Source organism: Cupriavidus sp. GW821-FHT07C08 (assembly GCF_059419025.1).
On record NZ_JBWKQZ010000019.1, the window covers coordinates 94,664 to 108,066 of the forward strand.

Annotated in this window: 12 protein-coding genes and 1 pseudogene; 6 read left to right on the forward strand and 7 right to left on the reverse strand. The window is 67.2% G+C overall.

The window, feature by feature from the left end; genetic code table 11:
* The first annotated feature begins 195 nt into the window (after positions 1–195).
* Entirely contained in the window at positions 196–1,602 is a 1,407-nt protein-coding gene (locus tag AC07UK_RS22940; protein WP_013952633.1) for a selenium-binding protein SBP56-related protein, read from the forward strand.
* Positions 1,599–2,264 (forward strand): hypothetical protein, encoded by a 666-nt coding sequence (locus AC07UK_RS22945; protein WP_436223693.1) that lies wholly within the window; start codon positions 1,599–1,601, stop codon positions 2,262–2,264. Before AC07UK_RS22940 ends, AC07UK_RS22945 begins: the two co-directional genes overlap by 4 nt.
* Positions 2,265–2,273: 9 nt before the next feature.
* Here the strand turns inward: AC07UK_RS22945 and uraD are convergent, their stop codons facing one another.
* Both uraD and AC07UK_RS22955 read right to left on the reverse strand, forming a co-directional pair.
* A complete protein-coding gene (gene uraD / locus AC07UK_RS22950; RefSeq protein ID WP_010809719.1) occupies positions 2,274–2,792 on the reverse strand; it encodes a 2-oxo-4-hydroxy-4-carboxy-5-ureidoimidazoline decarboxylase in 519 nt (172 codons plus the stop codon).
* 124 nt (positions 2,793–2,916) lie between these two features.
* Positions 2,917–3,861 carry a LysR family transcriptional regulator gene (locus AC07UK_RS22955; protein WP_041228594.1) on the reverse strand — a complete coding sequence of 315 codons (945 nt, stop codon included), beginning with the start codon at positions 3,859–3,861 and terminating at the stop codon, positions 2,917–2,919.
* 390 nt (positions 3,862–4,251) lie between these two features.
* On the opposite strand from AC07UK_RS22955, the gene AC07UK_RS22960 reads away from it, so the two are divergent.
* From AC07UK_RS22960 to uraH (AC07UK_RS22970), 3 genes are read left to right on the forward strand one after another with little or no spacing between them, the layout of a single operon-like run.
* Positions 4,252–5,601 (forward strand): MFS transporter, encoded by a 1,350-nt coding sequence (locus tag AC07UK_RS22960; RefSeq protein WP_436223694.1) that lies wholly within the window; start codon positions 4,252–4,254, stop codon positions 5,599–5,601.
* A gap of 1 nt (position 5,602) precedes the next feature.
* Entirely contained in the window at positions 5,603–6,112 is a 510-nt protein-coding gene (uraH, locus tag AC07UK_RS22965) for a hydroxyisourate hydrolase (protein WP_436223695.1), read from the forward strand.
* A 31-nt stretch (positions 6,113–6,143) separates the two neighbouring features.
* On the forward strand, positions 6,144–6,479 hold the full coding sequence (gene uraH, locus AC07UK_RS22970) for a hydroxyisourate hydrolase (RefSeq protein WP_011616942.1): 336 nt from the start codon (positions 6,144–6,146) through the stop codon (positions 6,477–6,479).
* Between the two features lie 66 nt (positions 6,480–6,545).
* Here uraH (AC07UK_RS22970) and AC07UK_RS22975 read toward each other — a convergent pair.
* Positions 6,546–6,863: pseudogene (locus AC07UK_RS22975) on the reverse strand (winged helix-turn-helix transcriptional regulator); the annotation flags it as partial.
* 167 nt (positions 6,864–7,030) lie between these two features.
* Between AC07UK_RS22975 and AC07UK_RS22980 the strand changes: the two are divergent.
* The gene (locus AC07UK_RS22980; protein WP_436223696.1) at positions 7,031–7,624 is read left to right on the forward strand and encodes a hypothetical protein; all 594 of its coding nucleotides are present in this window, start codon (positions 7,031–7,033) and stop codon (positions 7,622–7,624) included.
* A gap of 17 nt (positions 7,625–7,641) precedes the next feature.
* Here the strand turns inward: AC07UK_RS22980 and AC07UK_RS22985 are convergent, their stop codons facing one another.
* The 4 genes from AC07UK_RS22985 to AC07UK_RS23000 form a co-directional block, all read right to left on the reverse strand.
* The gene (locus tag AC07UK_RS22985; protein WP_436223697.1) at positions 7,642–9,231 is read right to left on the reverse strand and encodes a gamma-glutamyltransferase family protein; all 1,590 of its coding nucleotides are present in this window, start codon (positions 9,229–9,231) and stop codon (positions 7,642–7,644) included.
* 66 nt (positions 9,232–9,297) lie between these two features.
* Positions 9,298–10,275 (reverse strand): Bug family tripartite tricarboxylate transporter substrate binding protein, encoded by a 978-nt coding sequence (locus AC07UK_RS22990; RefSeq protein WP_494686307.1) that lies wholly within the window; start codon positions 10,273–10,275, stop codon positions 9,298–9,300.
* A 273-nt stretch (positions 10,276–10,548) separates the two neighbouring features.
* A complete protein-coding gene (locus AC07UK_RS22995) occupies positions 10,549–12,000 on the reverse strand; it encodes an NAD-dependent succinate-semialdehyde dehydrogenase (RefSeq protein WP_035827814.1) in 1,452 nt (483 codons plus the stop codon).
* A gap of 9 nt (positions 12,001–12,009) precedes the next feature.
* The gene (locus tag AC07UK_RS23000; RefSeq protein ID WP_436223699.1) at positions 12,010–13,275 is read right to left on the reverse strand and encodes a 4-aminobutyrate--2-oxoglutarate transaminase; all 1,266 of its coding nucleotides are present in this window, start codon (positions 13,273–13,275) and stop codon (positions 12,010–12,012) included.
* Positions 13,276–13,403: the final 128 nt, after the last annotated feature.

Below are 13,403 nucleotides of genomic sequence, written 5' to 3' on the forward strand. Positions count from 1 at the left end.
TATTTCACGAAGCGCATCTTTTGCCAGCATGAATAGGCACCCTGGGGGCTATTCACTTGCCGCGCCTGCGCCGCCTTTGACTCGGTATTGAGAACGACCTAGGCTAAGTAGGCTTACCCTGCACCTTGGCCATGCACCATGGCAAGTGATGTAGCGGCGACGTTGCGACGTTCTGAAAAACAAAGGAGGCTCACCATGAACATGCGGCCAGACCCGACGTTTCACGCCTCGCCGGAACTCGCGATCAGCGCACCAGCGGAATCATTTGCCTACACGGTGCTGCTAAGCCCCGACGCCTCGCAGCCAGACGCGCTCGCGGTGATCGACGCCAAACCCGGCTCGCCCACCTACAGCCAGGTCGTGCATACCGTGCCGATGACCAACAAGGGCGACGAGTTGCACCATTTCGGCTGGAATGCGTGCTCGTCGTCGTTGTCGCCGCTGACCGGCCATGCGTTTCTCGAACGGCGCTACCTGATCATTCCGGGCATGCGCTCGTCGCGCCTGTATATCATCGACACCAAGCCGCACCCGACCCAGGCACGGATCCACAAGATCGTTGAACCGGACGAGATCTTCCGCAAGACCGGCTACTCCAGGCCCCATACCGTGCACTGCGGGCCGGAGGGCATCTACGTCAGCACGCTCGGGGGCGGTGGCCCGGATGGCACGGACGGCGCGCCCGGCATCTTCATCATGGACTGCGAGACCTTCGACGTGCTGGGCCGCTGGGAAATCGACCGCGGCGAACAGGAGAAGCACTACGACTTCTGGTGGAACCTGCCGCGCGACTACATGGTGTCCAGCGAATGGGCCCTGCCGCCGCAGTTCGAGAACGGGCTGGTGCCCGAGGACCTGCTGGGCAACCGCTACGGGCACAAGCTGCATTTCTGGGACCTGCGGGCGCGCCGCAACGTGCAGACCATCGACCTGGGCGCCAACCACCAGATGGCGCTGGAAGTCCGGCCTGCGCATGATCCGATCCGGGAATACGGCTTTGTTGGCGTGGTGGTCGACACCACCAACCTGGAAGGTTCGATCTGGACCTGGTGGCGCGAAGGCGGCAAGTTCCACGCCGAGAAGACGGCAACCATCCCGCCCGAAGCCGCCGACGCAAGCCTGCTGCCGCCGCTGCTGCAGGGCTTCGGTGCCGTGCCGCCGCTGGTGACCGATATCGATCTGTCCCTCGACGACAAGTTCCTCTACGTGTCCTGCTGGGGCACCGGCGAAATGCGGCAATATGACGTGAGCGATCCGCGCAACCTGAAGCTCGCCGGCTCGGTCCATATCGGCGGCATCGTCCGCCGCACGCCGCATCCCAACGGCAAGCCATTTGCCGGCGGCCCGCAGATGGTCGAGATCAGCCGCGACGGCAAGCGCGTCTACTGGACCAACTCGCTCTACTCCACCTGGGACAACCAGTTCTACCCAGACGGCATCCCCGGCACGCAGGTCATGGCGCATGCCGGCCCTGACGGCGGGCTGACGCTGGCCGATGACTATTGGGTCGAGTTTCCGGAAGGCTACCGCGCGCACCAGATCCGGCTGGAAGGCGGCGACTGTTCGACCGACTCGTTTTGCTATCCGTCGGTCAAGGCTTGACCGGTCACGCCTGGGAACAGATCGGCCTCTGGTCGGCAGTGCTGGCCAGCGGCCTCTATCACGGCATCAACCCGGCCATGGGCTGGCCGCTGGCGGTATCGAACGGCTTGCTGGCGCATAGCGGCCGCGCCCTCCTTGCCGCGCTGGGGTACCTGGCTTGCGGGCACGCGCTTGCGGTATTGGCGGTAACGCTGCCTTTCGGCATGCTGGCGGCCCTGGTCGCCTGGCAAGCGCAGATCCGCATCGGCGCCAGCGCGCTGCTGATTGGCTGCGGCATCGTGCTGCTGCTCAGGCGAGGCCACCCGCGGGCACTGGTGCGCATCGCGCCATCGCGGCTAGCGCTATGGTCGTTCGCAGTGGCGATCGCGCATGGCGCCGGCCTGATGCTGGTGCCGATCTATCTCGGCCTCTGCCGTGTCGAGGCGGACCTGGGGCACCAGGCCGCCGCCACGCTCGCCAGCGCCAACCTGGGCATGGCGCTGGTGGTCGCCGTCATCCACACCCTGGCCATGTTCGCCGTGGGCGGCGGCATGGCATGGCTGGTCTACCGCTACCTGGGACTGAAGTTCGTGTCGCGGAGCTGGTTCAACCTGGAGGCGGTCTGGGCCGCCAGCCTCATCCTGGTGGGGATGCTGGCGCTGGGTCTTGAAGCCTTTGGATAAGCGCTGAACTCAACCGGCCAGCCGCGCCGCCAGCCGCCCGCGCGTGATCGCGGCGATCTGTGCCAGCGCTTCGTCAAGCTCCTGCTGCGTGCTGCGGCCAAGCCGGCGCTCGAACGCGGCGAAGATGCCTTCGCGGGTGTAGTGGCGCACGCAGATGATGAACGGGAAGCCATGGCGCGCCTGGTAGTCAGCGTTGAGCTGGTCCAGCGCGGCCTCTTGCTGCGCCGACATCGCATCCAGGCCGGCACTCTTCTGCTCGGCGTTGGAATCGGCGGTCATCGTGCCCGCGCGGATATTGCGTGCCGACAGCTGCGGGTGCAGGTTCAGGAAATCGCGCTGGCGCGGCTCATCGAGCTTGCGCACCACATCCATCATGGCGCCATGCAGCGCCGTTGCCGATGCGAACGGCCGCTGCGCCCAGGCGCCCTCGGCAGCCTGCGGAAAGTGTTCGAACACGCTGCCGAAGGCATCGGCAAAGGCCGCTTCGTCCAGGGCGTTGACCGACGCCAGGTCGAGTGGTTGAGACATGGATGCTTCTCCCGTAGGGATCCCGCGCATGGGGAATCGTTGGATACGGGGCCGAGTATAGGAACGGCCCGCCGCAGCGGCGAGAGCCCGCGCCCTATAGATCCCATAACAGAAACCGATACCGCTAGCGGCGCATATCGCGCAGGTCGCGCAGCTCCTGCGAGGCGGCGGTCAGCATGCCGCGCAGCCAGACATGCGCGGCCGAGCGGTGGCGCGACGGATGCCACAGCTGGTAGAAGCGCATGAACGGGAACTCGATCGGCGGCTCCAGCACCGCAAGCGGCACATGCTGCGCATGGTAGTTGGCGAAGTGGCGTGCGGTGGTCAGGATCAGGTCGGTGCCGGGGATCAGGCTGGGCGCCAGGTTGAAGTAGGGACAGCTGATGCGGTTGTCGCGGTGCACGCGCATGGTGCTCAGGCCGGCATCGACCAGGCCGCGCTGGTCGCGCGAATACGGCGTGGGCACGATATGCGAGGCGCCCAGGTAGGCCTGGGCCGTGAACTTGCCGGGCTGCGCATGCACGCTGTCCTGCGCCACTACGCACACCACCTCGTCTTCCAGCAGCACGGACAGGTGCAGGTGCTCAGGCGGGTTGGGCCAGTTGCCGATTACGATGTCCACCGTACCCGCCGACAGCGCCTGCTCGTAATCGAAGGTGGCCCCCAGCGGCAGCGCCGACAGCCGCGCGTGCGGCGCCGCACGCCGCACCGCGCGCACCACGTGCGCGAAGAACGGCGGCGCCAGGTAGTCAGGCATGGCCACCACGAAGCTCTGCTCGGTGGTGGCGGGATCGAAGCGGTCGTCCGAGACCAGCAGGTTGTCCAGCGCGCTGAGCGCTGCCTGGGCGTTGCGCGCCAGCTGCAGCGCGCGCTCGGTCGGCACCATCACGTTCTTCTCGCGCGTGAGCAGCGGGTCGTTGAAGATCGCGCGCAGGCGCTTGAGCGCGGCGCTGATGGCCGGCTGCGACTGGTTCAGGCGGATCGCCGTGCGCGACACGCTCTGCTCGGCGATCAGGATGCACAGCACGCGCAGCAGGTAGGTATCGAACGGGTCGTCGGCGCGAATCATATTGGGTCCGTGGCAGGAAAAGTGGAGGCCTGGCGGGTGCGGCTGCCGCCGCTCCGGGCGGCAACGCCATGCCAGGCAATGGCGACTTTGTAGCGTGTCGCGCACCGCACGGCAACCGGTACAACCCGGACGAGCCTGCCCGGTCCGCGTGCGCGCACCCCGGAAAACGGCCTGCCTAGGGTAATCCATAGGTCCGCCAGGGCCCCGCCGGAGCACCCGCAAACCCGCGCCACACAAGGGATTGCAGCCCATATCGGTGCTGCTATGGGGTCTATACCAGCCCCCTCGTTTCGCATTGGCGGGCCATTCATATACTTGCTCCCAACCCGGCGGACGGCATGCACCGCCGCCAAGCAAGACCTGGCAGAACACGACAAGACAGGAGACATCATGTCGATCACGAAACAAGGCATCCCGGTATTTGCCGGCACCGCCGACGACGCCGAGGACAGCGTCTACCGCAAGGTAACCTGGCGCCTGCTGCCCTTCCTTGGGGTGCTGTGGGTACTGGCCTGGCTGGACCGCGTCAACATCGGCTTCGCCAAGCTGCAGATGCTGGATGAGCTGCACTTCAGCGAGGCCGTGTACGGGCTGGGCGCTGGCATTTTCTTCCTTGGCTACTTCTTCTTCGAGGTGCCGTCGAACATGCTGCTGCAGAAGATCGGCGCCAAGAAGACGATCATGCGCATCACCATCTGCTGGGGCGTGATCTGCATGCTGCAGACCTTTGTCACCACGCCCACGCAGTTCTACATCCTGCGCTTCCTGCTGGGCGCGTTCGAAGCCGGCTTCTACCCGGGCGTGATCCTGTACCTGACCTACTGGTACCCGTCGCAGCGCCGCGCGCGCGCCTTCGGCACCTTCATGTCCGCATCGGCCATCGCCGGCGTGCTGGGCGGCCCGCTCGCCGGCTGGATCATGACCAGCATGGCTGGCGTGAACGGCATGCACGGCTGGCAGTGGCTGTTCATCCTGGAAGGCATCCCGTCGGTGCTGGCCGGCATCTTTGCCTGGTTCTACATGACCGACAAGCCGGAGCAGGCGCGCTGGCTCTCCGACGACGAGAAGCGCGTGCTGCAGGACGCCCTCAAGCGCGACAACGCCGCCCTGGGCGAGCGCGGCCACGACTGGCGCACGCTCTTCACCAACCCCAAGGTGTGGCTGCTGATCGCGATCTTCTTCTGCCTGCTGTGCGCCAACTCGACGCTGACCTTCTGGATCCCGACCATCATCAAGGACGTGGGCTTCACCACGCCGATGGCGGTGGGCTGGATCGCGGCCGTGGCCTACCTGTGCGGCGCCGCCGGCATGATCCTCAACGGTGCGCATTCCGACCGCCGCAACGAAGTGCGCTGGCACTTCAGCGGCGCGGCGCTGGTCGGTGGCGGTGCCATGGCCGTGCTGGCCGTCCTGCTGGGCGCGCAGGTGCTGTCGCCGGTGATCGCCCTGCTGGCCATGACTGCCGCGCTGGTCGGCACCATGAGCGCCATCCCCGTGTTCTGGCAGCTGCCCAACCGCTACCTGGCAGGCAGCGCCGCCGCGGTGGGCGTGGCCCTGATCAACTCGGTGGCCAACCTGGCCGGCTTTGGCGCGCCCTATGTGATGGGGCTGATCAAGAACACCACCGGCAAGCTCACCTCCGGCCTGTACCTGGTGGCGGTGATCGAGGTGCTGGCCGCGGTGCTGGTGCTGATCGGCATCCGCAAGCTGGGCGGCAAGCACGGCAAGCAAGGGGCCTGACATGGACGACCACGCTTTTGATCCCACCCGCCGGCGCTTCGCGCTGCAATCGATGACGCTGGGCGGCGGCGCGCTGCTGGCCGGCGCCAGCTGGGGCGCCACGCCGGAGGCGGCGACCCCGAACCAGACCGCTGCGCCGGTGCAGCAAGGCGGCCTGAGCCCGCGCCTGACGCTGCACGCGCTGGACACCTACCACGGCACGCCCGCGGCCGGCATGCGCGTGGAGATGTTCCGCATCGACAATGGCCAGCGCACCCCGCTGCAGACCGTCACGCTGGCCGCCAACGGCCGCAGCGAACCGCCGCTGCTGATCGGCGACAGCTACCGCACCGGCACCTACGAACTGATCCTGCACGCGGACGAGTACTTTGCCGCGCGCAAGGCCAGCCTGCCGCAACCCTCCTTCCTGTCGAAGATCCCGCTGCGCCTGCGCGTCACCGACGCCAGCCAGCGCATCCACCTGCCCGTGCTGTTCGGGCCGTGGAGCTACAACTACTACCGCGGCAGCTGACGCCGCGGCCCAACCCGGAGACACACGCATCATGGCAGGCATCAGCACACATGTGCTCGACGTATCCCTGGGCCGCCCCGTGGCCGGCATGCAGGTGGAACTGTTCGACGTTGCCACCCAGCCGCCACGGCTGATCGCGCGCACCCGTACCAACCACGACGGCCGCACCGACACGCCGATGCTGCCGCCGGCCCAGGCGCGCACCGGCGAGTTCGAGCTGCGCTTCTGGGTGGCGGACTACTTCCGCACCCCCGACGTGTTCGCCGACATCGTGCCCGTGCGCTTTACCATCGCGGACGCCGCGCAGCATTACCATGTGCCGTTGCTGTGTTCGCCGTGGAGCTTCGGGACTTATCGGGGTAGTTGAAGGCAAGAATCATGTCGCCCGTGCTGAAAAGCGGGCGACTATTGACGACCTCGCCACCGCCCGCTCCTAGCGCGGCTTGCGCACTTCCGTTTCCCCGGCCAACAGCACATCACCGTCGCTGGTCCGGGGCATCATCAGCGGCACCGGCTTCCCGGTCCGCTTTTCCACCATCTGCGAGCGCCGCTCGCCGCGCGCAAACAGATGGTGTTCGCCCCATTGGCGCAAGGCCAATACGACGGGGAACACTCTCTCTCCCTTTTTCGTCAGCACATTCTCGTGATACGTACTGCCATCGGAAGCCGGCTGCGTCGTCAGGATGCCGGCTTCCACCAACCGGCGCAGGCGGTCGGACAGGATGTTGCGCGCGACCGCCAGGCTGCGTCTGCGCGCTGGGCGCCGTGGTCAGCTTGCTGGCGCTGGTGTTCTGGGCCGCCACCCGCCGCTTCATGCCGGCGCAAGCCGCGCAGGCAGGCACACCCGTCATTAGCAAGATCAGACGGCAGGAAGCAAGAAAGCCGTAGAATCCCGGCTGACAACTTCTCCTCAAGACCGTGAAAGCACTTTCCCGCCTGAACCTGAAGCAGGTCGCCCTGCTCTGCGCCACCCTGCTGACATCCGTTTCGATCCATGCCGCATCCCCTGCCCAGCCTGACGCAGCCGGCAACACCGCGGCGCCGCTGGGACTGGAGCTGGGCAAGGCCAGGTGCTCTCGCCTGGCGCCGCCGCAGAATCACGCCAGGACCGGCAAATCCGAGTGGGCCGGTGGCGATGCCGTCGAGCTCAGGCACCTGGAGCGCTTCCACCTCCCGGGCCTGACGCGCGTGATCCTGAACTGCGATGCGCAGGACACCGTGGCACTGATCACGATGACGTTCGAGCGCACGGCGCTGGACGAGGTGCGCAAGAAGCTCGACGAACGCTATGCGCCCCTGCGCAAGACCGAAGGCGCGGCGGAGAATGGCTACGCCGAGTGGGCCGCCGCGAATGGCAGCCTGGAACTGCTCTATGGGCGCGACAGCAAGCACTTCACCGTGGCGTACTGGGCCAGGGGCGCGAAGGCGAGGTACTTCTCATATAGCGGCACTGACAACAAGAAGCCCGCCGCGGCCACGCCTGCCAGCCAGCCCCAGCCTGCGCCGCTGTGACCGCGGGCGGCTCGCGCCTAAAACCCCACTGCCTGCCCGTCGCGCCGCGAGTCCGAGGCCGCGATATAGCCGTCCGGCGCCTTGTAGATTAGCTGCGCCGAACCGAACTCCAGGCTGTCGCGCGGCGCCACTTCAACGCGATGGCCCATGCCGCGCAGCGTGGAGACCACGTCCGGCGGCAGATGCGCCTCGACATTCACCACCGGCCCGTGCTCCACGCGGAAGCGCGGGGCATCGCTCATGGCCTGCGGGTTCTGGCCGAAGGCAGCAAGCCGCGCCATCATCTGCACATGGCCCTGTGCCTGCATCGAGCCGCCCATCACGCCGAATGACATCACCGGTTCGCCATTGCGGGTGACGAAGCCCGGGATGATGGTGTGCATCGGCTGCTTGCCCGGCGCCACGCAATTGGCGTGGCCGGGCTTGAGGTTGAAGCCCGCGCCGCGGTTATGCAGCGCGATGCCGGTGCCGGGCACCACCACGCCGGAGCCGAAGCCGCGGTAGTTGGACTGGATATACGACACCATCGAACCCGCGGCATCCGCGCTGGACAGGTAGACGGTGCCGCCGCTCTTCGGAACGCCAGCGGTGGGTGTGCCGGCGCGTTTCATATCGATCAGCGCCGCGCGCTCGGCAAGATAGGCCGGATCCAGGAAGGCGGCGGGCGCGTGCTGCATGGTGGCGGGGTCCGACACGTGGCGGTGCAGGTCGGCGAAGGCCAGCTTCATCGCCTCGATGCTGACGTGGTAGAAGCCGGCGCTGTCGCAGCCCATGCTTTCCACGTCGAAGCGGTCCAGGATGCCAAGGCCGATCAGCGCGGCGATGCCCTGGCCGTTCGGGGGAATTTCATGGAGCGTGTAGCCGCGGAACTGCTGCGCCATCGGCTGGACCCAGGCAGCGCGATGCGCGACCAGGTCGTCGGCGCGGATGGCGCCTCCGGTTTCCTCGGCGAACGCGACGATGCGCGCGGCGAGTTCACCCATGTAGAAGCTTGCGCCATCGCTCTCGGCAATGCGCTGCAGCGTGGCGGCCTGCTCCGGAAAACGCCAGCGCTCGCCCGCCTGCGGCGCCCTGCCGTCGCGCAGGAACGCCTTGGCAAAGCCAGGCTGGCCGGCCAGCACCGGCACCTGCGCGGCCCATTGCCGTGCGATCTGCGGCGACACCAGGAAACCCTGTTCAGCGTACTCGATGGCCGGTGCGAACAGCCGCGCGAACGGCAGCTTGCCGAAGCGGGCCGACAGCGCCTTCCAGCCTGCGACCTGGCCCGGCACGGTGACCGTATCCCAGCCCACCTGGGGCATGCTGTCGTGCCCGGCGAAATGATCCAGGGTCCAGCGCGCCGGCGCCCGGCCGCTGGAGTTGAGCCCGTACAGCTGCCCCTCGTGCCAGACCAGCGCGAACATGTCCCCGCCAATGCCGTTCATGACCGGCTCCACCACGGTCAGCGCAATCGCGCTGGCAATGGCGCTGTCGATGGCATTGCCGCCTTCGTACAGCATGCGCAGCCCCGCCTGCGCGGCGAGCGGCTGACTGGTGCTGACCGCGTTGGCGGCCAGCAGCGGCATTTTTTGCGACGGGTAGGGAAAGGTCCAGTCGAAAGGCAACATCGGGAACTCCATTCAGAACAGATAAGAGGGCGCGCGCGGGCGCGCCCCAGGGTTGCTGCACGCGGCTTATTGCAGGGTCACGCCGGACTGCTTGACCAGCTTTTCGGTGCGCGGGATCTCGGCGCTGACCATCGCGCTGAAATCGCCGACACTGCCGCCGCGCGGCTCGGCGCCGGTGGCAGCCAGGCGTTCACGGAACTCCGGGGCCTTGAGCAGCTTGTTGATCGAGACATTGAGCTTGCTGACCACGTCGGCCGGCGTGCCCTTGGGCGCGACAATGCCATACCACGGCGCGATATCGAAGCCGGCATAACCCTGCTCGGCAATCGTCGGAATCTCCGGCGCGTTGGGCGAGCGCTTTGCGGTGGACATGCCGAGCGCGCGCAGCTTGCCGGCCTTCACATACGGCAGGCCGGTCATGATGGTGTCGAAATACATCGACACCTGGCCCGACAGCAGAGCCGGGATCGCTTCGCCGGCGCCCTTGTACGGCACATGGACGATATCGATGCCGGCCGCGGCCTTCAGCATCTCGCCGGCGATATGCGAGGTAGTGCCGGTACCGAACGAGGCATAGGTCAGCTTGCCCGGATTGGCCTTGGCATACGCGACCATCTCGGGCAGCGTCTTGAATGGCAGCGAGGGGTTGGACAACAGGATATTCGGCGTGACCGCGACCACTGCCACCTTCTCGAACGCATCCGGGTCATAGCTGAGCTTCTTGTACAGGAACCGGTTGGTCACCATCGATGCCGGCCCGGACATCAGCAGCGTATAGCCATCGGCCGGCGCGCGCGCGGCCACCTCGCTGCCGATCATCGCGGCGGCGCCCGGCCGGTTTTCAACCACAAAGGTCTGGCCGTATTCCTTGCCGAGCCCGATGCCGATCTGGCGCGAGATCAGGTCGGTGGCCGAGCCGGCCTGGAACGGCACGACAATACGCACCGGCTGGCTGGGCCAGTCGCGGGCGCCTTGCGCAAGTGCCAGTGAAGAGGCCGCCAGCAGGGTGACAGCAAGCAGGCTGCGGATAGCAGTGGAACGCATCTTTGTACCCTCATCGATAGAAGAAATGGCATCCGTTGACAGGAACGGATGGCACTTCCCAGTCCGCAATATGCGTGCCATTGGCGTTGGGCCGATCCCGGCGCACGTCCTGTCCGCCCCCTTCCGTTTCCTGGAAGTTTGCGCAGGTCTTACACCGCCATCGCCCACCTGGCACCGGCATTTGCCGGACTGTCTTGTCTCCATGGGGCCAGCGCACTGCGTGGGTGCGCCATGCCCCGCCCTGGTGGTGGGGTGTGCTTCACCCCATTGCTGTTATTCGACTTCCATGCAGAGGTACTTCGTCTCCAGATACTCGTCGATGCCATGGCGTGAGCCTTCGCGGCCCAGCCCCGATTGCTTGACGCCGCCGAACGGCGCCACCTCGTTGGAGATCAGCCCGGTATTGATGCCGACCATGCCGTACTCGAGCGCCTGCGCCACGCGCCAGATCTTCGCCATGTCGCGCGAGAAGAAGTAAGCGGCCAGCCCGGATTCGGTATCGTTGGCCATCGCCACCACTTCTGCTTCGCTGGTGAAGCGGAACAGCGGTGCCAGCGGGCCGAAGGTCTCCTCGCGCGCGACCCGCATCGACGCAGTCGCATTGGCCAGCACCGTCGGCGCGAAGAAGGTGCCGCCGAGCGCATGGCGCTGGCCGCCCGTCAGCACCGTGGCGCCGTGCGCGAGCGCGTCGGCGATATGCGCTTCGACCTTGGCCACCGCATCGGCGTCGATGAGCGGGCCTTGCGTGACCCCGCTGTCGACGCCATGGCCCGGCCGCAGCTGTTCGACCGCGCTGACCAGCCGGCGCGCGACCTCGTCGTAGACGCGGTCGTGCACATAGATGCGGTTGGCGCAGACACAGGTCTGGCCGCTGTTGCGGAACTTGGAGGCAAGGATGCCCTCGACCGCGCGATCCAGGTCGGCGTCGTCGAAGATGATCAGCGGCGCGTTGCCACCCAGTTCCAGCGAAAGCTTCTTCACGGTGCCGGCGCACTGCGCCATCAGCAGCTTGCCGATCGCGGTCGAGCCGGTAAAGCTGAGCTTGCGCACCACCGGGCTGGCGCACAGCACGCCGCCGATCTGCACGGCGTCGCCGGTCACCACCTGCAGCACGCCACGCGGCACGCCGGCCTGTTCGCCCAGCACGGCCAGCGCCAGTGCCGTGAGCGGCGTCTGTTCGGCGGGCTTGACGATGATGGTGCAGCCGGCGGCGAGCGCCGGGCCGACCTTGCGCGTGATCATCGCCGCGGGGAAGTTCCACGGCGTAATGGCCGCGCACACGCCCACCGGCTCGCGCAGCACCAGCATCTTCTGGCTGCTGCGCGGGCTGGCCAGCACCTCGCCATCGACCCGCTTGGCTTCCTCGCCAAACCACTCGAGGAAGCTCGCCGCGTAGGCCACCTCACCACGCGCCTCGGCCAGGGGCTTGCCTTGCTCGGCGGTCATCAACCGGGCCAGGTCTTCCTGGTGCGCCAGCATCAGGTCGGCCCAGCGGCGCAGCACGGCGGCACGCGCCTTGCCCGTCTGCGCGCGCCATGCCGGCAGCGCGCGCTCGGCGGCGCGCACCGCCTGTTCGGCTTCAGCCGCGCCGGCCAGGGGCACCGAGCCAATTCGTTCTTGAGTCGCCGGGTTGAAGACGGCGAGTTCTGCGCCGCTTTGCGCCCCGGTCCATTCGCCGTCGATCAGGCAATGGCTGCGCAACAGCGCGGTATGTTGGAGTTCCATGTGTTCCCCTTATTCGGCCAGCGCCTGGGCCAGCACCGCCAGCGCCGCGTCGAACTGCGCCTGCGGGATGGTGAGCGGATAGAGGAAGCGGATGACATTGCCGTAAGTGCCGCAGGTCAGCAGCACCAGGCCGGCTTCCAGCGCACGGGCCTGGACGCGCTTGGCATGCTCGGCGCTGGGCTGGCCCGTGGCGGGATCACAGAATTCGGCGGCGACCATCGAACCCAGCCCGCGCACCTCGGCCACGGCGGGGCAGTGCTTGCGCTGCGCCAGCAGGTGCTCGCGCAACTGCTGGCCAAGGCCGGCGGAGCGCTCGCACAGCTTTTCTTCCTCGATGACGTCGATGACCGCGTGCGCCGCCGCCACCGCCAGCGGATTGCCGGCATAGGTGCCACCGAGGCCGCCGGGCAGCGGCGCATCCATGATCGCGGCCCGGCCGCTGACCGCCGACAGCGGCATGCCGCCGGCCAGGCTCTTGGCCATGGTGATCAGGTCCGGCTCCACGTCGTAGTGCGACATCGCGAACATCTTGCCGGTACGGCCAAAGCCGGTCTGCACTTCATCGGCGATCAGCACGATGCCGTGCTGGTCGCACACCGCCCGCAGGCCCCGCATGAAATCGGCCGGCGCCGCCTGGAAGCCGCCCTCGCCTTGCACCGGCTCAACGATGATCGCGGCCACGCGGCCCGGATCGATATCGGTCTTGAACAGGCCTTCAAGCGCCTGCAGCGCCCGCTCAGTGCTGACGCCATGCAGCGCGCTGGGGAACGGGGCGTGGTAGATGTCGGAGGGGAACGGGCCGAACCCGATCTTGTACGGCGCCACCTTGCCGGTCAGCGCCATGCCCAGCAGCGTGCGGCCATGGAAGGCGCCAGAGAAGGCGATCACGCCGGGGCGGCCGGTATGCGCACGGGCGATCTTGATGGCGTTCTCCACGGCCTCCGCGCCGGTGGTGAACAGGGCCGTCTTGTTCAGGCCCTGGATCGGCACCAGCGCGTTGATGCGCTCGGCCAGCGTGACATAGCCCTGGTAGGGCACGATCTGGTAGGCGGTATGCGTGAAACGCTCCAGCTGCGCTGCGATGGCCTGCATCACGCGCGGGTGGCGGTGGCCCGTGTTGAGCACGGCGATGCCGGCGGCGAAGTCCGTGTAGGCACGGCCTTCCACATCCCACAGCGTGGCGTTCTCGGCGCGGTCGGCGTAGAAATCGCACATCACGCCCACGCCGCGCGGCGTCGCGAGGGTACGGCGTTGGTTCAGTTCGAGGTTTTTCATGGTCTTTGTGCGGTAAGGACTGTCGGCACCGGCCGACTCGCGAAACGGGCACCGCTGGCAGGCGCCCAGCGATGCCAGCCATTTCAACCGGCCTTGGCCCTATAATCCAGTACCGCTTTCGCAATTCC